The organism is Variovorax atrisoli (assembly GCF_014195185.1).
GTDB lineage: Bacteria > Pseudomonadota > Gammaproteobacteria > Burkholderiales > Burkholderiaceae_C > Variovorax > Variovorax atrisoli.
On sequence record NZ_JACIBG010000002.1, the window covers coordinates 776823 to 796925 of the forward strand.

The following is a 20103-nucleotide window of genomic DNA, read 5'->3' on the forward strand; positions in this document are numbered from 1 at the left end:
ATGTCCTCGACCGACCTGCTCGACCTCAGCGCCACCGAACTCTCCCGCCGCATCGCCGCGCGCGAGCTGTCCTGCCGGGAGCTGATGCAGGCGTCGCTGGCCCGCATCGAGGCGCTGAACCCGCGCTTCAACGCCGTCGTGTCGCTGCGCGATCCGGCGCAGTCTCTGGCAGAGGCCGACGAGCGCGACGCCGAGCTGGCTCGCGGCGAACGGCGAGGCTGGATGCATGGCTTTCCGCTGGCGGTGAAGGACCTGAGCCATGCCGCCGGCCTGCCGACTTCCATGGGTTCGCCGCTGTCGCCGCGCTCGCCGGCCCGCAGCGACAGCCTGCACGTGGCGCGCGCCAGGGCGTCGGGCGCCGTCGTCATCGGCAAGACCAACACGCCCGAATTCGGCCTCGGCTCCCACACCTACAACACCGTGTTCGGCATCACCCGCAACGCCTACGCGCCCGACCGCAGCGCGGGCGGCAGCAGCGGCGGCGCGGCGGTGGCGCTGGCCCTGGGCATGCTGCCGGTCGCGGACGGCAGCGACATGATGGGATCGCTGCGCAACCCGGCGGCCTTCAACAACGTGATCGGCATGCGGCCCTCGCGCGGGCGCGTGCCGGGCAACCCCGACGAGGAACTGTTCTTCCAGCAGCTGGGCTGCGAAGGCCCGATGGCGCGCACGGTGGAAGACGCGGCGCGGCTGCTGGCCGTGCAGGCGGGCTTCGACGCACGGGTGCCGCTGTCTTCGCCGCACGCCCTGCCCTCGCCCGACGAACTTCGGCTGGAGGGCGACGGCAAGGGCCTGCGCATCGGCTGGCTCGGCAGCATCTGGCCCGACCTGCCGCTGGAGCCCGGCATCCGCGAGTTGGGCGAGAAGGCGCTCGGCACCTTCCGGGACATCGGCTGCGAGGTCGAGCCCTGCACCCTCGACGTGCCGCGCGAGCACAACTGGAGCGCCTGGCTGCGCCTGCGGCAGCTGCTGGTGGGCGGCAAGCTGGGCGCCTACCTGAGCGACCCGAAGCTGTTCTCGCAGCTCAAGCCCGAGGCGCAATGGGAGATCGAGCAGAGCCGCCATCTCGACGCGGCCTCGCTCTACCAGGCCTCCGTCTATCGATCCAACGTGTACCGCGCCTTCCTCAAGCTCTTCGAGCGCTTCGACTTCGTGCTGGCGCCGACGGCACAGGTCTTTCCCTTCGACGCCGAGCTGCACTGGCCGGCCGGGGTGGGCGATGTGAAGAGCGACACCTACCACCGCTGGATGGAGATCGTCACGCCCTTCACGCTGTCGGGCCTGCCGACCCTGAACGTGCGCGCAGGCTTCAGCGAAGGCGGGCTGCCGATGGGACTGCAGCTGGCGGGGCCGATCCACTCGGATCTCGACGTGCTGCGGCTGGGACATGCGTACGACCAGGCATGCGGCTGGGCGGCGCGCCGCCCGCCAGTATTGGCCTGAGTCCCTCCCCCGCTGGGGGAAGGCCGGGGTGGGGGCAAGCGGCGTATCCATCGGGCGCTCTGCCTGCCCCCATCCCAACCTTCCCCCAGAGGGGGAAGGAGCAATGCGACCCGGCTCAAGGTCTTTGCTCCCTTCCCTTCCGGGGGAGGGCTGGGGTGGGGGCAAGCGGCGTATCCATCGGACGCTCTGCCTGCCCCCATCCAACCTTCCCCCAACGGGGAAGGAGAAACGCATCCGGTTCGATATCTTTTCTCCCTCCCCCTCTGGGGGAGGGCTGGGGCGGGGGCAAGCGGCGCTCATTGCGGGCGCCCTGCCTGCCCCCATCCCGACCTTCCCCCAGCGGGGGAAGGAGCAGGAACATCAGATCGGCGTGACGACGCCGCGCCCCGCGAAGTGCCCTTCGGCATTCGCAAGGAAGTGGTCCACCGACTTCTGCGTCGCCTCGGGCGACCAGCCCGCCATGTGCGGCGTGAGCAGCACGTTGTCGAGGCCGATCAGTTGCTCGGGCCGCTTCGGCTCGCTCTCGTACACGTCGAGGCCTGCGCCGGCGATGCGGTTCTCGCGCAGCGCCGCGGCCAGCGCCTCGGTGTCGACCACGCTGCCGCGGCCGATGCTCACCAGGTAGCCCTGCGGCCCCAATGCATCGAGCACTTCGGCATTGACCAGGTGCTTCGTCGCCGGACCGCCCGGAGCCGCCAGCACGAGGAAGTCGGCCCATGCGGCCAGCGACTTCAGGTCGTCGAAGTAGCGCTGCGCGGCGCCCTCCTTCGGCTTGCGGTTGTGATAGCCCACTTCCATGTCGAAGGCGGCCGCGCGCTTCGCGATCTTCTGGCCGATGGTGCCCATCCCCAGGATGCCCAGCTTCTTGCCCGACACGTTCGGCGGCTGCGGAATGGCCTCGCGCCACACACCTTCGCGGCACAGCCGGTCGAGCTTGCGGAACTCGCGCACGATGCCTATCAGGAGGCCGAAGGCGTGGTCGGCCACGCAATCGTCATTGGTGCCGGCGCCGTTGGCGGTGGCGATGCCGCGTGCGCGCGTCACCTCGAGCGGCACGCCTTCGTAGCCCGCACCCAGGCAGCAGATCAGCTCCAGCGCGGGCATCGCGTCGATCTCCTCGGGCGTGATGCCGATCACGCCGATGGTCAGCACCGCGCGGAACTTCTTGCCGTGCTCGGCGATGGCGGCCGCGCGCTGCTCGGGGCCGAAGGCGTAGGTCACGTCGTAGACCTCGGCGATCTGAGCCTGGTGGGCGCTCGAGAGGCTGTTGAGCACCAGCAGGGGGATCTTGTTCGACACGTCTGAACTCCTATTCGATGTCAAAAAATCGCGTGAATCCCTGAGTGGAACACCACGCAACCGGCTTTGCCGGACCGTCGGTGTTGCCCCCGGCCCGCGGTGGGAGAAGCGACACGACGTGTGCGAAGCCCCCGGGGGGCGAACCTAGAGCAGCGGCACCGCTTCGCTCTTCTGCAGAGCCCACATCTGCGCGTAGCGGCCCTGCTTGGCGAGCAGCTGCGCATGCGTGCCGCGCTCGACGATCACCCCGCTTTCGAGCACCAGGATCTCGTGCGCATCGACCACCGTCGACAGCCGGTGCGCGATGACCAGCGTGGTCTTGTCCTGCGCGGCGCTCTTGAGTTCCGACTGGATGGCACGCTCGTTGGCCGAGTCGAGCGCCGAGGTGGCCTCGTCGAAGATCACGATCGGCGGGTTCTTCAGCAGCGTGCGCGCGATGGCCACGCGCTGCTTCTCGCCGCCCGAGAGCTTCAGGCCGCGCTCGCCCACGGTGGTTTCGTAGCCCTTGGGCGTGGCGGCGATGAAGTCGTGGATGCGCGCGGCGCGGGCCGCGGCTTCCACCTCTTCGCGCGTGGCGCCGGGGCGGCCGTAGGCGATGTTGTATTCGACCGTGTCGTTGAAGAGCACCGTGTCCTGCGGAACGATGCCGATGGCGTGGCGCACGCTCGACTGCGTCACTTCGCGGATGTCCTGCCCGCCGATGGTGATGCGCCCCTGCTGCACGTCGTAGAAGCGGTACAGCAGCCGCGCCAGCGTCGACTTGCCCGAGCCCGAGGGGCCGACCACGGCCACCGTCTTGCCGGCCGGAATCTCGAAGCTCACATGCTTCAGGATGGGCCGGGCGGACTCGTAGGCGAAGCTCACGTCCTCGAAGCGCACGGTGGCGTCGGCACCGGCCAGCGGCTGTGCGCCGGGCGCGTCGCGCACCTCGCGCTCCTTCTCGAGCAGCACGAACATCTTGTCGAGGTCGGTCAGGCTCTGCTTGATCTCGCGGTAGATCACGCCCAGGAAATTGAGCGGGATGTACAGCTGGATCATGAAGGCGTTGACCATCACCAGGTCGCCCAGCGTCATGCGCCCGTCGACCACGCCCGAGGTAGCGCGCCACAGCATCAGCACCAGGCTGATGGCGATCAGCGCCTGCTGGCCGGTGTTGAGCATGCTCAGCGTGCGCTGGCTCTTGATGGCGGCCTTGCGGTAGCGGTCGAGACTGGCGTCGTAGCGGCCAGCCTCGAAGTCCTCGTTGTTGAAGTACTTGACGGTCTCGTAGTTCAGGAGCGAATCGACCGCGCGGCTCTGCGCCACCGAGTCGAGCTCGTTCATGGTCTTGCGGAACTGCGTGCGCCACTCGGTCACGGTGACGGTGAAGACGATGTACAGCACCAGCGCCGCCACCGTGATCCACACGAAGAAGGCGTCGAACTTCACGCCCAGGATGGTGAGCACCAGCACCAGCTCGATGATGGTCGGCACGATGCTGTAGAGCGACATCGAGATCAGCGAATGCACGCCGCGCGTGCCGCGCTCGATGTCGCGCGTCATGCCGCCGGTCTGGCGCTCCAGGTGGAAGCGCAGGCTCAGCGAATGCAGGTGGCGGAACACCTCCAGCGCGATCTGCCGGGCCGTGCCCTCGGTGGCCTTGGCGAAGATCAGCTCGCGCAGTTCGCTGAAGAGCGAGGTCGAGAAGCGCAGCAGCCCGTAGGCCAGCAGCAGCCCGATGGGCACGATGAGCAGCGCCTGGGCCATGTCGGGCTTGGGCGTCATGGTATCGACCAGGTTCTTCAGCAGCACCGGCACGCCGACGTTGGCCACCTTGGCGCCGACCATGAAGGCCAGCGCGGCGAGCACGCGCCACTTGTACTGCCAGAGATAGGGGAAAAGCCGGCGCAGGGTCGCCCAGTCGGAGCGTTCGCCTGCGGGTGCCGGCGCCTGGCCGGCGGCTGCGTGGGAGGAAGGAAGGGCTTCGCCGCTGCGGCGCATGGAGGACAATCGTGGTTGCTTGTTTGTTCCAGATTGTGCCCATGTCAGATACTTCCAGTGCCGCCTCCACGGCCGCTGCCACCCTCAAGAGCCTGCCCACCGACATGGAGCTGGTGCTCAAGGTCATCCCGATGCCGGCGGACTGCAACGCCAACGGCGACATCTTCGGCGGCTGGGTCATGGCCCAGTGCGACCTGGCCGGCTCCGTCATCCCCGCGCGCTACGCCAAGGGACGGCAGGCCACGGTGGCGGTCAACGAGTTCATCTTCAAGCAGCCGGTGCGCCTGGGCGACATCCTGTCGTTCTACTCCAAGCTGGTGCGCATCGGGCGCACCTCGGTCACGGTCACGGTCGAAGTCTTCGCCGAACGCTTCCGCGCACAGGGCGAGTACATCAAGGTGACGCAGGCCACCTTCACCTACGTGGCCATCGACGACAACGGCCGTCCGCGGCCGATTGAAAAGTAATCTCCCCAGGCTTCGCGCACTTCGCGTCGCGTACACCTTCCCCCTTGCCGGGGGCGACGCCTGCGGCCCGGCAAGGCCGGTTCCGCGGTGTTCCTGGCTAAGGCGGCACCCTCTCAGACGCCCGGGTCGCGCACCCGCTCGAAGCGTTCGAACTCGCGGTTGACCCACCGCCCGTCGCGCCGCTCCACGCGGCGGATGTACACCGTCTGCACGATGTCGCGGGTGTGGGCGTCGATCTCGATCGGCCCGCGCGGGCTGTCGAGCTTCAGCCCGCGGAACGCATCCACCAGCCGCTCCCCGCTCGCATTGCCGCGTACGGCGGGCGAGCTCATCGCGGCGTCGATGGCCTCCAGCGCGTCGTGCGCCGCGACCGCGAAGTAGCCGGGCCGCAGATGGCTGCCGTATTCGGTCTCGAAGACGCCGGTGAAGCGCCGGTTGGCCGGCGAGTCGTGCACGAAGGAATAGTGGTGGCTGGTGACAAGGCCGTCGGCCAGTTCGCCGATGCCTTCCAGGTAGTGGTCGTCGGTGGCGTCGCCGGTGGCCAGCAGGCGGATGCCGGTGTCGGCCATGCCCCGGTCGCGCCAGAACTTGAGGAAAGTCGCCGGCATCTGCCCCGAGGGCAGGAAGAAGAACACCGCCTGCGGCTTCAGTTCGCGCAGCCGCAGCATGTAGGCCGAGTAGTCCAGCGTGGCCAGCGGCACCCGCAGCATCGCGCCGATGCGGCCACCGCCCGCAGTGAAGCCCGAGACGAAGGCGCTTTCGGCATCGACGCCCGAAGCATAGTCGGCCACCACCGTGCAGACGTCGCGCAGCCCCTGCTGCAGCGCCCATCGGGCCAATGGCATCGTGACCTGTCCGATGGTGAAGGACACGCGCACCGCATACGGGCAGCGCGCCGTGATGCCCGAGGACGCCGCGTTCATCACGATCAGCGGCAGCCTGGCCTGCGTGGCGACGTTGCCCACGGCATAGGCATTGGAGCTGAAGTCCAGACCCGCGAGCAGCTCTACACGCTCGCTTTCCACGAGGTCGAGCGCCTGGCGGCGGGCCTGGTCGGGGGCGCTGCCCGGCACGTCGCGCCGCAGCAGTTCGACGGGCCTTCCGGCGATGTGCTGGTTGTGCGCCGCCAGCCACACGGACATGCCGGCATCGAACTGCCGGCCGCCGCCCGCATAGGGGCCGGACCAAGAACCGATGACGCCGATGCGCAGCGGCCTGATGCGCGCCCGGGCCAGCGAAGGCGCCGCCAGGGCGCCGGCTGCCAGCAAACCTAAAGTACGCCTGCGCGAAATGCCGGATGCTACTTTTTCAGTAGCATCATTCACCCGGTGGACGGGCGCCGTGAGCGTTCTTCTCTCCGAGGCTTGCACGCAGGACAGTGTAAGCGTGCAAGACCCGGAAGGCGCTTCCGACCCTCATCAGACCTTGGAGAAATCCGGCTTGCGCTTTTGACGAAAGCTTGCTCACGCCACTTGCGTGGCTACGCCTCTGGCGAGGCGTCGGATTTCAGTACTTGCTGAAATCCGGCTTGCGCTTTTGACGAAAGCTTGCCCGCGCCACTTGCGTGGCTACGCCTCTGGCGAGGCGTCGGATTTCAGCACTTGCTGAAATCCGGCTTGCGCTTTTCCATAAAAGCGCTGAACGCCTCCCGCGCAGCCGGTTCGCGCAGCATGCGCCCGAAGCTCGCGCCCTCCTCGCCCATGCGCTCCAGCACGGCGGGCATCTGGCCCTTCTTCAGCAGGCGCTTGGTTTCCACCAGCGCGCTCAGCGGCTTGGCCGCCAGCTTGCGGGCCTGGGTCTGCGCGATGGCGTTCGCCTCGGTCGGCGGCACCACGCGGTTGACCAGGCCCACTTCGAGCGCGGCCTCGGCCATGAAGGGTTCGCCCAGCAGCAGCGCCTCGGCGGCGCGGTGGTAGCCCAGCATCTGCGGCACCAGCAGGCTCGAAGCCGCCTCGGGGCACAGGCCCAGGTTCACGAAGGGCATCGAGAAGGCCGCGTTGTCGCCGGCATAGACCAGGTCGCAGTGGAACAGCATCGTGGTGCCGATGCCCACGGCCGGGCCGCACACCGACGCGACGAGCGGCTTGGGGAAAGTGGCGATGCCGCGCAGGAAGCGGAACACCGGCGATTCCTGGGTGGCGGGCGGCGCGTTGAGGAAGTCGCCGATGTCGTTGCCCGCGCTGAAGATCGTCGGGTCGCCCTGGATCAGCACGCAGCGCACGGCCACGTCGGTCTCCGCATTGGCCAGGGCGTCGGCCAGCTCGGCGTACATGCCGCTGGTGATCGAGTTCTTCTTGTCGACGCGGTTGAAGGTGATGGTCATCACACCGGCTTCGGTGTGGACGAGGATGTCGCTCATAGAAAGATCCTTGAATGAAACGTGTGGTGCCGCCCTCAGGCGGCGTCGAGTGCTTCGCGTACGAAATCGAGCCGGTCCTGGCCCCAGAACATTTCGTCGCCGACGAACATGGTGGGCGCGCCGAACACGCCGCGCTCCACGGCTTCCTGGGTGACGGCCTTGAGCCGGTCCTTGGTTTCCTGCGCGCCGGCCAGCGCGAGCAGCGCGCCTGCATCGAAGCCGGCATTCTGCAGGACTGCGCCGACGGTCGCCGGGTCGTTCAGGTTCTTCGGTTCCACCCACATCGCGTGGAAGACCGCGTCGACATACGCGCCGAAGCGGTCGGGCTCCTTCATCTGGACGCCTGTGGCGCCGCGCATCAGCAGCAGCGTGTTGATGGGAAAGTGCGGGTTGTGCGCGAAGGGCACGCCGTAGCGCTTCGCGAAGCGCTGGAGGTCGGTCGTCATGTACGGGCCCTTGGGCTTGATCTCGGCCGGCGAGTGGTTGCCGGTGGCCTGGAACACGCCGCCGAGGAGCATGGGCTTCCACACCAGCTGCGCGCCGGTGTCGGCACACACGTGCGGCAGCTGCGTCGCGGCCAGGTAGGCGGCGGGGCTGCCGAAGTCGAAATAGAAGTCGACGGATCGGGTCATGGGTGTCTCCATTCAATGCTGCGAGGGTCGGGATCGGACTTCCGGACGCAAGGGACGCGAAGGTTTCGCAAAGAGCGCAAAAGGTCCAGGACACATCTTCGAATGCATTTTTCGCGTCCTTCGCGAAACCTTCGCGTCCTCTGCGTCCCTTGCGCCCGTGATCAGAACTTCTCGGACCAGGGCCGCAGGTCGATCTCGTGCGTCCAGGCGTCGCGCGGCTGCGCGTGCAGCATCCAGTAGGTGTCGGCGATGTGGTCGGGGTTCAGGATGCCGTCGCTTTCCTTCAGCGCATAGCGCTCGGGGAAGTTGCTTCGGATGAACTCGGTGTCGATCGCACCGTCGACCACCACGTGCGCCACGTGGATGCCCTGCGGCCCGAGCTCGCGGGCCATGGACTGGGCCAGCGCGCGCAGCGCCATCTTCGCGCCCGAGAAGGCGCCGAAGTTCGCTCCGCCGCGCAGCGAGGCGGTGGCGCCGGTGAAGATGATCGTGCCGCGATGGCCACCTTTGGGAAGCTCGCGCGCCACCATGCGCTTCGCCACCTCGCGTCCGTTGAGAAAGCCCGAGAAGCAGGCCATCTCCCACACCTTGAAGTACTTGCGCGCGGTCTCGGTGAGGATGCTCTCGGGTACGTTGGCGCCGATGTTGAACACCATCACCTCGATGGGCCCGATGGTCGATTCGATCTGCTCGACGAGCGCGACCACCTCCTCTTCCTTGCGTGCATCGCATGCGAAGGCATGGGCGCGGCAGCCGTCGGCCTCGATCTGCGCGACCAGCGGCTGCAGCTTGTCGAGGCTGCGCCGCGTGACGCAGGCGACATAGCCTTCGCGCGCGAAGCGGCGGGCGATGGCGCCGCCGGTGGCGTCGCCGGCGCCGACGACGAGAACGGCTTTCTGTGGAGTGGCCATGTCGCTATTCCTTGTAGTAGACGATCTGGTTGGAGGTGGCGAGCAGCACGCCCTTCTCGCTCCACAGATGCGCGGTCTGGTCGAAGAAACCGTTGAAGAACTGCTGGCCCGCGGCGCGGCCCAGCAGGTAGCCGGTGCCGACCTCGGCGAGCTGCTGCGGCCCGGCGTGGAAGTAGGTGGTGATCGACACCGTGCCCGCCGGCACGTGCTTCGCGCGGCGCAGCCACACGCGCGGATAGAACATGTCGCTCATCGCGGCCAGCGATGCGAAGTCCAGCGGCCTGGGATCGGCGTCGCGCAGCCAGATGCGGGTTTCGCTGTGGCCAAGGCTCTCGTCCCATCTGGCGGGAATGCCGCCGCTGAAGGGGCGCATCTCGTACTGCTTGACCCACGCCACGCCCGAGGGGCCGATGCTCATGCGCTCGACCGTCTCGGGCCTGGGCGACTCGGGCATGGGCATGTCGCTCTCGCCCCAGGTCTCGCGGCGCGCGGCGGTCACCACCGTGGCGGTGGTCGTCATGTTGGGCGCGCCGCTGGCGCCGGCCTGCGTGATCTGCACGGTCCAGTGCTGCGTGGAACGGTTGGTGCGCACGGCCGTGGCCTGGATGTCGAACGCGCCGGCTTCGAGCGCCGCCGCGTAGTTGACCGTGATCGCGATCGGCGTGCCCAGCACGTCGGGGTGCTGCATCACCGACTGCAGCGCGAGCGCCGCGGTGGTGCCGCCGAAGGGCCCGACCATGTTCCAGTAGTCGGGGCTGGTCATGCCGGTGAAGTGCCCCACGCGGATGTCGCTGTGGTGGATCTTCAGGGCCTTGTCGAAGGGGTGCGTGCTCGTCGTCATGGCGGCAGTGTGCCTGCGGTGGCCCGCGTCACGCAGTCGTGTGCGGGACGTTGTCGTGCTGCACCGCAGTAAGCGATGCGAGCCTGTTCAGCTTGTCCACCGTGCTCGGCCAGAGGCTCTGGCTGAACTGCTCGCGGAAGAAGCCGAAGTGGCCGATGCGGCGCGCCTGCACGTCGGCCGGCGCGATGCGTTCGATGGCGCTCGGCGCGCCGGTATAGAAGCTCACCAGGCTGTTCGTGCCTGCGAGCGTCATGAGCTCGTCGTCGGTCATCGACAGCGCGAGCACCGGGAAACGCACGCGGCTGTAGCTGCGCGCGGCAAGCTCGCCCTCGGCGCCGACGCTGTAGCGCGGGTTGAGGCACCAGCGCCGCCACTGCAGGATCACGCCGCGCGGCAGGTCGCCCACCTTCCTGAGCTTGCGGCCCGGAAAGTAGCCGAACAGCCGCGTGACCAGCGGCACCAGCACGAACCAGAAGTAGAGGATGGAGCGCTTGAGCCTCGGCGCGTTCTCGCGCCAGTAGCCGCTGCCGGCCGCGATGCTCACGAGCCCGTCGACCTGCTCGGGCCGCTGCAGGAAGCCCGGCAGCTGCGCGCCGAGGCTGTGGCCCAGCAGGTAGAGCGGCGCATCGGGCGCTGCGGCCTTGGCGGCATCGATGACCGCCTCATAGTCGCGTGCCCAGTCGAACAGGTCGGCATCGACCTCGCGCAGCGGCACGTCGCCGCGCGAGTCGCCCGAGCCCCGGTAGTCGAAGGTCCAGACGCACAGGCCCTGCTGCGAGAGCCATTGCGCGAAGGGCGCGTAGAAGGACTGGCGCACGCCCATCGCGCCGCCGATCACCACGCTCGCGCGCGGCGTGCCGGCGGGTTCGTAGCGGCGCACCGCCAGTTGCTGGGCGCCGCCGTCGACCGGAAGCTGCTGCTGCGTCTGCATGAAGCTGTCTCCTTCGTTGAACCGGCACTCGTGTCGGTGCCTTGGCGCTACGGGTCAGACCCGCTCGAAGATGCCGGCTGCGCCCTGGCCCATGCCCACGCACATCGTGACCATGCCGTACTTCAGGTTCTCGCGGCGCAGCGCGTGCACCACGGTGGCCGAGCGGATGGCACCGGTGGCGCCCAGCGGATGGCCCAGCGCGATCGCGCCACCCATCGGGTTGACCTTCGACGCGTCGAGGCCCAGCGTGTTGATGACGGCCAGCGACTGCGCCGCGAAGGCTTCGTTGAGCTCGTACCAGTCGATGTCTTCCTGCTTCAGGCCGGCATAGCGCAGCGCTGCGGGAATGGCCTCGATCGGGCCGATGCCCATGATGTGCGGCGGCACGCCCTTGCTGGCGAAGCTCACGAAGCGCGCGAGCGGCGTGAGGCCGAACTGCTTGACCGCCTTCTCGCTCGCCAGGATCAGCGCGCCAGCGCCGTCCGAGGTCTGCGAGCTGTTGCCCGCCGTCACGGTGCCGCGCGCCGCGAACACGGTGCGCAGCTTGGCCAGGCCTTCGAGGCTGGTGTCGGGGCGCGCACCCTCGTCGAGGTTGACGGTGCGGGTCTTGGCGATGGATTCGCCCGTCTCCAGGTTCGGCGCGCGGTCGGTCACCTCGATGGGCGTGATCTCGTCTGCGAACTTGCCGGCCTGCTGCGCGGCCAGCGCCTTCTGGTGCGAGGCGAGCGCGAACTCGTCCTGAGCCTGGCGGCTCACCTTCCACTGCTGCGCCACTTTCTCCGCCGTGAGGCCCATGCCGTAGGCGATGCCCACGTCGCCCTCGCGCTCGAAGATCGAGGGCGACAGCGAGGGCGAGTTGCCCATCATCGGCACCATGCTCATGCTCTCGACGCCGGCCGCGATCATCACATCGGCCTCGCCCACGCGAATGCGGTCGGCCGCCATCTGCACGGCCGACAGGCCCGATGCGCAGAAGCGGTTGACGGTGATGCCGCCCACGCTGGTCGGCAGGCCGGCCAGCACCGCGCCGATGCGCGCGACGTTCAGGCCCTGCTGCGACTCGGGAATCGCGCAGCCGCAGATGATGTCCTCGATGGCTTTCGGATCGAGGCTGGGTACCGCGGCCAGCGCAGCGCGCAGCGTGGTGGCCAGCAGGTCGTCGGGCCGGTAGTTGCGGAAGTAGCCCCGGTGCGACTTGCCGATGGGGGTGCGGGTGGCGGAGACGATGTAGGCGTCTTGGACTTGCTTCATGGAAGGCTCCTGGATTTGGCTCCTTCCCCCTCTGGGGGAAGGTCGGGATGGGGGCAGACGGCCGTCAATTCGCCGAGTCGATTGGCAATCGCCTGCAGCACCCCTTCAAAGTTGACAAACGGATCGTTCGATCCGAAACGCAGTACGTCGAATCCCTGCGCGCGCAGGAAAGCGTCGCGTCGGGCGTCGTAGCCCGCCTGCGCCTGATGTTGCGATCCGTCGAGTTCGACGATCAGCTTGGGACCGAGGCAGGCGAAATCGGCGATGTAGTTGCCAAGCGGATGCTGCCTGCGGAACTTCACTCCCAGTTGCTCGCCGCGCAGCCCGCTCCAGAGCTTGCGCTCGGAGTCGGTCATCCCGCGCCGCAGCGTGCGGGCGTTATGTTGCGCGTTGGGAGTAGATTGGTTTTGCATGGGCCGCTTGCCCCCATCCCGACCTTCCCCCAAAGGGGGAAGGAGAAAGACGGGCATCGCTCGTATCAGTTGCGCACAGGCTTCCCCGTGCTGAGCATCCCCATGATCCGCTCCTGCGTCTTGGGGTGCACGATGAGCGAGCAGAACGCCTTGCGTTCCAGCGTCATCAGGTATTCCTCGGTCACGAGCGAGCCCGCGTCCACGTCGCCGCCGGTCACTACGTTGGCGATCAGGCTGGCGATGTGGAAGTCGTGGGCGCTGATGAAGCCGCCGTCGCGCATGTTCACGAGCTGGCCCTTGATGGTGGCGGCGCCGCTGCGGCCCGCGACGCGGAAGGCGCGGCGCAGCGGGGGGCGGTAGCCGGCGTCGGCCATGGCCTTGGCCTGCTGCAGAGCCACGTACAGCAGCTCGTCCTTGTTCGGCACGATCACGTCGCCCTCGAGCAGGTAGCCCAGCTTCTTCGAGTCGAGCGCGCCGGTGCCCACCTTCGCCATCGCGGCGGCGGTGAAGCCTTCGGTCAGGAAAGGCAGCAGGTCGGTGCCCGTCGAGGCCGATGCGTTCTCGGCCGCGCGGCGGGCGATGTAGGTCAGGCCGCCCGCGCCGGGGATCAGGCCCACGCCCACTTCGACCAGGCCGATGTAGCTTTCCATCGCGGCAACGCGCTTGGCCGAATGGATGGCCAGCTCGCAGCCGCCGCCCAGCGCCATGCCGCGCACGGCGGAGATCACCGGCACGTTGGCGTAGCGGATCTTGAGCATCACGTTCTGCAGCTCTTCCTCCGCGCCCTCGACCGCGCCGATGCCGGCGACCACGAAGGCCGGCAGCATGGCCTGCAGGTCGGCGCCGACGGAGAAGACCTCGTCGGGCGACCAGATCACCAGGCCCTTGTATTCGGCCTCGGCCAGGTCGACCGCGGCGCCGAGCGCCTCGGCCACGTCGGGGCTGATGGCGTGCATCTTCGAATGGATGCTGGCGATGAGCACTTCGCCATCGAGCGTCCACACGCGCACGTCGCCTTCGTCGCTGATGGTGGTGCCGGCGGTGTTGGCGTCGGCTGCGTTGGCGCCGAGCACGCTCTCGGGGAACAGCTGGCGCTCATGCACCGGCAGCCTGCGCTGCGGCACAAACCTGTTCTGCGAGGCGCTCCACGAGCCCTCGGGCGTGTGCACGCCGCCGGCCTCGGCCACCGGGCCTTCGAACACCCACCTGGGCAGCGGCGCGCTGCTCAGCGCCTTGCCGGCGTCGATGTCTTCCTGCACCCACTTGGCGACCTGCGCCCAGCCGGCTTCCTGCCAGAGTTCGAAGGGGCCCTGCTTCATGCCGAAGCCCCAGCGCATGGCGAAGTCGATGTCGCGCGCGCTCTCGGCGATGTCTCCCAGGTGCACGGCTGCGTAGTGGAAGCCGTCGCGCAGGATGGCCCAGAGGAACTGGCCCTGCGGTCCTTCGCTCTCGCGCAGCAGCTTCAGGCGTTCGCCCGCGGGCTTCTTGAGCATGCGGCCGTACACCTCGTCGGCCTTGGCGCCGGCGGGCACGTACTCGCCGCTCTTCAGGTCGAAGCGCAGGATGTCGCGGCCGGCCTTCTTGAAGAAGCCGGCCTTGGTCTTCTGGCCCAGGTTGCCCAGCTCCAGCAGCCTGGCGAGCACGGGAGGCGTCGCGAAGTTGGCGTAGAACGGGTCGGTCTCGGCGTTGAGGTTGTCCTGCAGGGTCTTCACGACGTGGGCCATGGTGTCCAGGCCCACCACGTCGGCGGTGCGGAAGGTGCCCGAGCTCGCGCGGCCCAGCTTCTTGCCGGTGAGGTCGTCCACCACGTCGGGCGTGAGGCCGAACTTCTCGACTTCCTTCAGCGTGGCCAGCATGCCGGCGATGCCGACGCGGTTGGCGATGAAGTTGGGCGTGTCGTGCGCGCGCACCACGCCCTTGCCCAGCGTGCTGGTGACGAAGGCTTCGAGGTCGTCGAGCACCTGCGGCTGCGTGGTAGGCGTGTTGATCAGCTCCACCAGGAACATGTAGCGCGGCGGATTGAAGAAGTGGATGCCGCAGAAGCGCGGCTTCAGCGCCTCGGGCAGCGCCTCGCTGAGCTTGGTGATCGACAGGCCCGAGGTGTTGGAGGCCAGGATCGCGTGCTTGGCGACGTGCGGCGCGATCTTCTTGTAGAGATCGAGCTTCCAGTCCATGCGCTCGGCGATGGCCTCGATGACGAGGTCGCACTCGCCGAGCTTGTCGAGGTTGTCGTCGTAGTTGGCCTGCTCGATCAGCAACGCGTCGGCCACGTCGCCCAGCGGCGCGGGCTTGAGCTTCTTGAGGTTGTCGATGGCGCGCGTGACGATGCCGTTCTTGGGGCCTTCCTTGGCCGCCAGGTCGAACAGCACGACAGGCACGCGCACGTTGACGAGGTGGGCCGCGATCTGCGCGCCCATCACGCCGGCGCCGAGCACGGCGACCTTCTTCACTTGAAATCGGGACATAACTGGGCTTTGAAGTTTCGAATCAGTTCGGGGAACACCGCGGAACCGGCTTTGCCGGGCCGCTGGTGTTGCCCCCTTTGAGGGGGTAGGCGGCTACACGAAGTGAGCAAGCAACGGGGGTGGGTCAGGGAACACGGTTCCAGGTTTGGGTGCGCCAGAAGGGGCCCAGGTAGCCGCGCACTTCGAGCTTCCTGCCGCCATCGACGGGTGTGAAGCTCGCGCGGTATTCCTTGCCGTTCTCGGGGTCGAGGATCTTTCCGCCTTCCCAGACCTCCTTGCCCTCGGCCTTCTTGCCGCCGCGGATGATCTCCAGGCCCGCGATGGGCTTGCCCTTGCGGTCGTCGCTGCATTCCTCGCAGACCGCGTCGGCCTTGGTGTCCTTCTTCAACGACTTCTCGATGCGGCCGCTGAGCGCGCCGTTGGTCTCGGCGATGCGGATCTCGGCCTTGACCTCGCCGGTCTTGTCGTCGACGTTGCGCCACAGGCCCACCGGCGTGATGCCCGCGCCTTGCGCCATGGCGGAGGCGGCGGTGACGGTGAACAGGACGGCTGCAAGCATTGCTTTCATGAGCGGCTTCCGGTTGAGTGTGGGTCGGTCGTCGAAGAAGGAGCTGCAGGCTTACGCCAGGGCGGCTTCGGTGTCCATCAGCACCTTGCTGCCGGCGCGCGCGGTGCGCATCAGCGTCGCGGTCTCGGGGAACAGCTTGGCGAAGTAGAAGCGCGCGGTCTGCAGCTTGCCGACGTAGAACGGGTCGGTGTTGCCGGCGGCGATCTCGCGCAGCGCGACCTGCGCCATGCGGGCGAACAGGTAGCCGAACACGAAGTGGCCGGCCACGCGCAGGTAGTCGACGGCGGCGGCGCCCACTTCGTCGGGGTTCTGGAAGCCCTTGAAGCCGATCTCGGTCGTGAACTTGGTGAGCTGGTCGCCCAGGCCGGCGATCGGGTTGATGAACTCGGCCATCTTCTCGTTCACGCCCTCTTCTTCCACCAGCTTCGCGACGAGCTTGCCGAACTTCTTGAGCGAGGCGCCGTTGTTGCCCAGCACCTTGCGGCCCAGCAGGTCCAGCGACTGGATCGTGTTGGTGCCTTCGTAGATCATGTTGATGCGGTTGTCGCGCACGAACTGCTCCATGCCCCATTCCTTGATGAAGCCGTGGCCGCCGAACACCTGCATGCAGGCGTTGGTGGAGATGTGGCCGTTGTCGGTGATGAAGGCCTTGACGATGGGGGTCAGCAGCGCGACCAGCTCGCCCGAGTCCTTGCGCACCTTCTCGTCGGGGTGGTTGTGTTCCTTGTCGAGCAGCAGCGTGCAGAAGATCTGCAGCGCGCGGCCGCCTTCGGCGTACGCCTTGGCGGTGAGCAGCATCTTGCGCACGTCGGGGTGCACGATGATGGGGTCGGCTTCCTTGTCCTTGGCCTTCACGCCCGAGAGGGAGCGCATCTGGATGCGGTCCTTGGCGTAGGCCAGCGCGTTCTGGTAGGCCACTTCCGTGAGGCCCAGCGACTGGTTGCCCACGCCCAGGCGGGCGGCGTTCATCATCACGAACATCGCGGCCAGGCCCTTGTTGGGCTCGCCCACCAGGGTGCCGGTGGCGCCTTCAATCACGATCTGCGCGGTGGCGTTGCCGTGGATGCCCATCTTGTGCTCCAGGCCGGCACAGAAGATCGGGTTGCGCTCGCCCAGCGAGCCGTCGGCCTTGACCTTGAACTTCGGCACCACGAACAGGCTGATGCCCTTGCTGCCCTTGGGCGCGTCGGGAAGGCGTGCCAGCACCAGGTGGATGATGTTGCTGGTCATGTCGTGCTCGCCGGCCGAGATGAAGATCTTGTTGCCGGTGATGCGGTAGGTGCCGTCGGGCTGCGGCTCGGCCTTGGTGCGCAGCAGGCCCAGGTCGGTGCCGCAGTGCGGCTCGGTCAGGCACATGGTGCCGGTCCATTCGCCGCTGGTGAGCTTGGGCAGGTAGGTCTTCTTCTGCTCGTCGGTGCCGTGCGCGGCGAGCGCTTCGTAAGCGCCGTGCGAGAGGCCCGGGTACATGGTCCAGGCCTGGTTGGCGCTATTGAGCATCTCGAACAGGCACTGGTTCACCACGAAGGGCAGGCCCTGGCCGCCGAAGGCCGGGTCGCACGACAGCGCGGGCCAGCCGCCCTCGACGTACTTGGCATAAGCTTCCTTGAAGCCCTTGGGCGTCTTGACGGCGTGCGTGTTCTTGTCGAGCGTGCAGCCTTCCTCGTCGCCGCTGATGTTCAGCGGGAACGTCACCTCGGCGGCGAACTTGCCCGCCTCCTCGATCACCGCGTTGATGGTGTCGGCGTCGGTCTCGGCATGGGCCGGAAGCGCCTTGAGCTCCTCGGCGACGTTGAGCACTTCGTGCAGCACGAACTGCATGTCGCGTACGGGGGGGGTGTAGGTAGGCATCCGGGACTCTCCTGGTCGAAGCTAGATAGAAAAAAAGAAAAAGGAAAAACGGAACCGGCCGCGCGCTTCGCTCAGCGCACGGTCTTGAGGCGGCGTGCCGCGGGTGCGGCGGCCGCTTCGGGCTTGGGCGCGTCGGGCGTGGCGGCGCGCGCGAGGATGTTGTCGAAGCCGACGTTGGCGCGGCCGATGGAGCCGGGCACCTGCAGGAAGCGGGCTTCGTAGTGCAGCGCGAGGATCAGGCCGTGGATCTCGAACGCCAGCTGGCGTTCGTCGGCGTCGGCGCGCAGGTGGCCTTCGCTCTGCGACTGCACGATGGCGCGCAGCACGGCCGCCTGCCAGATGCTGACCGACTCGACCAGCGCGTCGCGCACCGGACCCGGACGGTCGTCGAATTCGGAAGCGCCGCTGATGTAGATGCAGCCCGAGTCGATCTCGGTCGAGGTGCGCTTCATCCAGTTGGCGAACATGGCGCGCAGGCGCGGCAGGCCGCGCGGCGCCTTCAGTGCGGGGAAGAACACCTCCTGCTCGAAGCGCGCGTGGTATTCGCGCACCACCGAGATCTGGAGCTCTTCGCGCGATCCGAAGTGGGCGAAGACGCCCGACTTGCTCATCTTGGTGATCTCGGCCACGGCACCGATCGACAGCCCTTCGAGGCCGATCTGCGCGGCCAGTGCCAGCGCCGCATCGACGATGACGGCCTTGGTCTGCTGCCCTTTCTGGGCGGCGCGCGCGGGCTTGGCGGGAACGGCTGTTGCGGTCATCGTGGAATTTCCATGCAAAAACGAACGGTCGTTCTATTTTGCAGGGCTTTGGACTTCCGGCCGCAAATTAACCTTCAGTTATTGAAGGTTAATGAAGGCGGGACGGACCGCAATCGGGTCCGTCCCGCATCACTCACTCTCACTCGCTCCCAGGGCCGTACGGCCCCGGGGTTCAGAACTCCTGCGACACCGGCCGCAGCACGACTTCGTTGATGTCCACGTCGGCGGGCTGCTCCACCGCGTAGACCACGGCGCGCGCCACCGAATCGGCAGGGATCTGGTTGGACTCGTAGAACGCCTTCACGCCGGCCGCGCTCTCGGCATCGGTGGTGCCGAACTTGAGCTCCGACTCCACCGCGCCGGGCGAGACGATGGTCACGCGCACGCCGCTGTTGCCCACCTCCACGCGCAGGCCCTCGGAGATGGCGCGCACCGCGTACTTGGTCGCGCTGTAGACGGTGCCGATCGGCGTGAACACCTTCAGCCCCGCGATGGACGCCACGTTGACGATGTGCCCGCTGCCCTGCGCCTGCATGCGCGGCAGCACCGCGGCGATGCCGTAGAGCACGCCCTTGATGTTGACGTCGATGGTGCGGTCCCATTCGTCGACCTTCAGCTTGTGGATGGGCGACAGCGGCATCACGCCTGCGTTGTTGACCAGCACGTCGATGCGGCCGAAGGCCTCGACGGTGGCCTGGGCGAGCTTCTCGAGGTCGGCGCGCTTCGCCACGTCGGTGGCCACGGCGATGGCTTCGCCGCCGGCTTCGCGGATCTCGGCGACGAGCTTGTCGAGCCGCTCGGTACGGCGCGCAGCCAGCACCACCTTCGCGCCGCGCGCCGCCAGGTGGCGCGCGGTCGATTCGCCCAGCCCGCTGCTCGCGCCGGTGACGATGGCGACCTTGCCCTTGATGTTGTCTTGAACGGATGTCATGGAGAGATTCCTTTCGCGGTGTGTTGAAGAAGTGCATGCAGTGTGGAAAATCCACGCGTTCCAGTAAATGAAACTCTGGCGACTTCAGAATTCCCAATTGAGGAACACTCCATGTCCAACCGCCTCGAAGCGCTGCGCGTCTTCTTCACCGCCGCCGATGCCTCCAATTTCCGCGAGGCGGCCGTGCGACTTTCGGTGTCGCCGCAGGTGGTGACGCGCGCGGTGCGCGAGCTCGAGGAAGAACTGGGCGAGCCGCTCTTCCACCGCAGCACGCGCGGCGTGCAGCTCACCGATTTCGGGCGGCAGCTCGCGCAGCGCGCGCGTGCGGCGGTGGGCGGCGTCGACGCACTGTTCCATCGCACCGACCGGCGCGCGCTGTCGCAGCATGCGGGCACGGTGCGCGTGACCGCACCCAACGTGTTCGGCCGCCGGCTGATCCCGCAGGCGCTGGCGCCCATGCTGGCCGGGCACCCCGGCCTGGTGCTCGACCTGCGGCTGTCGGAGAGCCATGCCGACGTGGTCGACGAGCAGATCGACATCGGCGTGCGCGCTGGCCCCATCCGAGATGCGCGTTTCGTCGCCCGCACGGTCGGCAGGATGCGCCTCTACGTGGTGGCGACGCCCGCGCTGATCGAGCGCACCGGCATTCCGGAGAGCCTCGATGCGCTGCCGGGCTTTCCGCTCACTGCGCTGATGGACCGCAGCTCGGGCCGCCCATGGTCGTGGTTCTTCAGCAAGGGGCGGCAGGTGCCGATCGCCGCGCCCGCCTTCGTCACCGACGACGTCGATGCCGAATGCGCGGCAGTGCGCGCGGGCCTGGGCTTCGGCCAGCTCGTGGCCCCGCTGGCCGAGCCCCTGCTGCAGTCGGGCGAGCTCGTGGAGGTGCTGGAGGCCGAGGCGCCGGAGCCCTGGCCGATCCATGTCTACCGCTCGCAGCGCGCACCGGTTCCGGCGCGCGTGCGGCTGGTGTACGACGAGCTGATCCGCGTGCTGCGCTGAGGCG

General features: G+C 67.9%; 18 protein-coding genes. 3 read left to right on the forward strand and 15 right to left on the reverse strand.

Annotation, left to right across the window (positions count from 1 at the left end; all coding sequences use genetic code 11):
* A complete protein-coding gene (locus FHY06_RS10470; RefSeq protein ID WP_184604815.1) occupies window positions 1–1443 on the forward strand; it encodes an amidase in 1443 nt (480 codons plus the stop codon).
* Between the two features lie 360 nt (window positions 1444–1803).
* Here FHY06_RS10470 and FHY06_RS10475 read toward each other — a convergent pair whose 3' ends face one another.
* Both FHY06_RS10475 and FHY06_RS10480 read right to left on the reverse strand, forming a co-directional pair.
* Complete coding sequence (locus FHY06_RS10475; RefSeq protein WP_019656903.1) at window positions 1804–2742, reverse strand: 2-hydroxyacid dehydrogenase; 939 nt, start codon at window positions 2740–2742, stop codon at window positions 1804–1806.
* A gap of 144 nt (window positions 2743–2886) precedes the next feature.
* Window positions 2887–4722, reverse strand: a complete 1836-nt coding sequence (locus FHY06_RS10480; protein WP_019656902.1) for an ABCB family ABC transporter ATP-binding protein/permease — start codon at window positions 4720–4722, stop codon at window positions 2887–2889.
* 41 nt (window positions 4723–4763) lie between these two features.
* On the opposite strand from FHY06_RS10480, the gene FHY06_RS10485 reads away from it, so the two are divergent.
* Complete coding sequence (locus FHY06_RS10485; RefSeq protein WP_019656901.1) at window positions 4764–5189, forward strand: acyl-CoA thioesterase; 426 nt, start codon at window positions 4764–4766, stop codon at window positions 5187–5189.
* A 113-nt stretch (window positions 5190–5302) separates the two neighbouring features.
* Here the strand turns inward: FHY06_RS10485 and FHY06_RS10490 are convergent, their stop codons facing one another.
* From FHY06_RS10490 to FHY06_RS10550, 13 genes are all read right to left on the reverse strand, one after another.
* Window positions 5303–6409 carry an ABC transporter substrate-binding protein gene (locus FHY06_RS10490; RefSeq protein WP_026346620.1) on the reverse strand — a complete coding sequence of 369 codons (1107 nt, stop codon included), beginning with the start codon at window positions 6407–6409 and terminating at the stop codon, window positions 5303–5305.
* 374 nt (window positions 6410–6783) lie between these two features.
* Window positions 6784–7548 (reverse strand): enoyl-CoA hydratase, encoded by a 765-nt coding sequence (locus FHY06_RS10495; protein ID WP_184604817.1) that lies wholly within the window; start codon window positions 7546–7548, stop codon window positions 6784–6786.
* Window positions 7549–7583: 35 nt separating this feature from the next.
* Entirely contained in the window at window positions 7584–8180 is a 597-nt protein-coding gene (locus tag FHY06_RS10500; protein ID WP_019656898.1) for a 2-hydroxychromene-2-carboxylate isomerase, read from the reverse strand.
* Between the two features lie 161 nt (window positions 8181–8341).
* Window positions 8342–9091, reverse strand: coding sequence for an SDR family oxidoreductase (locus FHY06_RS10505; protein ID WP_184604819.1), 750 nt, complete (start codon window positions 9089–9091; stop codon window positions 8342–8344).
* Between the two features lie 4 nt (window positions 9092–9095).
* Window positions 9096–9932, reverse strand: a complete 837-nt coding sequence (locus FHY06_RS10510; RefSeq protein ID WP_184604821.1) for an acyl-CoA thioesterase — start codon at window positions 9930–9932, stop codon at window positions 9096–9098.
* Window positions 9933–9960: 28 nt separating this feature from the next.
* Window positions 9961–10863 (reverse strand): alpha/beta hydrolase family protein, encoded by a 903-nt coding sequence (locus FHY06_RS10515; RefSeq protein ID WP_126182447.1) that lies wholly within the window; start codon window positions 10861–10863, stop codon window positions 9961–9963.
* Between the two features lie 54 nt (window positions 10864–10917).
* Window positions 10918–12114, reverse strand: a complete 1197-nt coding sequence (locus FHY06_RS10520) for an acetyl-CoA C-acyltransferase (protein ID WP_126182446.1) — start codon at window positions 12112–12114, stop codon at window positions 10918–10920.
* Entirely contained in the window at window positions 12111–12527 is a 417-nt protein-coding gene (locus tag FHY06_RS10525; protein WP_126182445.1) for an endonuclease domain-containing protein, read from the reverse strand. The genes FHY06_RS10520 and FHY06_RS10525 overlap by 4 nt, the downstream gene beginning before the upstream one ends.
* A 65-nt stretch (window positions 12528–12592) precedes the next feature.
* Window positions 12593–14992 (reverse strand): 3-hydroxyacyl-CoA dehydrogenase/enoyl-CoA hydratase family protein, encoded by a 2400-nt coding sequence (locus FHY06_RS10530; RefSeq protein WP_184604823.1) that lies wholly within the window; start codon window positions 14990–14992, stop codon window positions 12593–12595.
* Between the two features lie 124 nt (window positions 14993–15116).
* Window positions 15117–15560, reverse strand: a complete 444-nt coding sequence (locus FHY06_RS10535) for a DUF2147 domain-containing protein (protein ID WP_184604825.1) — start codon at window positions 15558–15560, stop codon at window positions 15117–15119.
* 51 nt (window positions 15561–15611) lie between these two features.
* Window positions 15612–17408 (reverse strand): acyl-CoA dehydrogenase C-terminal domain-containing protein, encoded by a 1797-nt coding sequence (locus FHY06_RS10540; RefSeq protein WP_132802252.1) that lies wholly within the window; start codon window positions 17406–17408, stop codon window positions 15612–15614.
* Window positions 17409–17479: 71 nt separating this feature from the next.
* The gene (locus FHY06_RS10545) at window positions 17480–18169 is read right to left on the reverse strand and encodes a TetR/AcrR family transcriptional regulator (RefSeq protein ID WP_019656890.1); all 690 of its coding nucleotides are present in this window, start codon (window positions 18167–18169) and stop codon (window positions 17480–17482) included.
* A gap of 172 nt (window positions 18170–18341) precedes the next feature.
* Window positions 18342–19100 (reverse strand): SDR family oxidoreductase, encoded by a 759-nt coding sequence (locus FHY06_RS10550; RefSeq protein ID WP_019656889.1) that lies wholly within the window; start codon window positions 19098–19100, stop codon window positions 18342–18344.
* Between the two features lie 111 nt (window positions 19101–19211).
* On the opposite strand from FHY06_RS10550, the gene FHY06_RS10555 reads away from it, so the two are divergent.
* Window positions 19212–20099 (forward strand): LysR family transcriptional regulator, encoded by an 888-nt coding sequence (locus tag FHY06_RS10555; RefSeq protein WP_019656888.1) that lies wholly within the window; start codon window positions 19212–19214, stop codon window positions 20097–20099.
* Window positions 20100–20103 lie beyond the last annotated feature (4 nt).

Coding starts and splice junctions, on each gene's coding strand:
- FHY06_RS10485 (WP_019656901.1), top strand. CDS start 4,764: ATGTCAGATACTTCCAGTGCCGCCTCCACGGCCGCTGCCACCCTCAAG.
- FHY06_RS10500 (WP_019656898.1), bottom strand. CDS start 8,180: ATGACCCGATCCGTCGACTTCTATTTCGACTTCGGCAGCCCCGCCGCC.
- FHY06_RS10530 (WP_184604823.1), bottom strand. CDS start 14,992: ATGTCCCGATTTCAAGTGAAGAAGGTCGCCGTGCTCGGCGCCGGCGTG.
- FHY06_RS10495 (WP_184604817.1), bottom strand. CDS start 7,548: ATGAGCGACATCCTCGTCCACACCGAAGCCGGTGTGATGACCATCACC.
- FHY06_RS10510 (WP_184604821.1), bottom strand. CDS start 9,932: ATGACGACGAGCACGCACCCCTTCGACAAGGCCCTGAAGATCCACCAC.
- FHY06_RS10480 (WP_019656902.1), bottom strand. CDS start 4,722: ATGCGCCGCAGCGGCGAAGCCCTTCCTTCCTCCCACGCAGCCGCCGGC.
- FHY06_RS10540 (WP_132802252.1), bottom strand. CDS start 17,408: ATGCCTACCTACACCCCCCCCGTACGCGACATGCAGTTCGTGCTGCAC.
- FHY06_RS10520 (WP_126182446.1), bottom strand. CDS start 12,114: ATGAAGCAAGTCCAAGACGCCTACATCGTCTCCGCCACCCGCACCCCC.
- FHY06_RS10515 (WP_126182447.1), bottom strand. CDS start 10,863: ATGCAGACGCAGCAGCAGCTTCCGGTCGACGGCGGCGCCCAGCAACTG.
- FHY06_RS10555 (WP_019656888.1), top strand. CDS start 19,212: ATGTCCAACCGCCTCGAAGCGCTGCGCGTCTTCTTCACCGCCGCCGAT.
- FHY06_RS10505 (WP_184604819.1), bottom strand. CDS start 9,091: ATGGCCACTCCACAGAAAGCCGTTCTCGTCGTCGGCGCCGGCGACGCC.
- FHY06_RS10535 (WP_184604825.1), bottom strand. CDS start 15,560: ATGAAAGCAATGCTTGCAGCCGTCCTGTTCACCGTCACCGCCGCCTCC.
- FHY06_RS10550 (WP_019656889.1), bottom strand. CDS start 19,100: ATGACATCCGTTCAAGACAACATCAAGGGCAAGGTCGCCATCGTCACC.
- FHY06_RS10470 (WP_184604815.1), top strand. CDS start 1: ATGTCCTCGACCGACCTGCTCGACCTCAGCGCCACCGAACTCTCCCGC.
- FHY06_RS10525 (WP_126182445.1), bottom strand. CDS start 12,527: ATGCAAAACCAATCTACTCCCAACGCGCAACATAACGCCCGCACGCTG.
- FHY06_RS10545 (WP_019656890.1), bottom strand. CDS start 18,169: ATGACCGCAACAGCCGTTCCCGCCAAGCCCGCGCGCGCCGCCCAGAAA.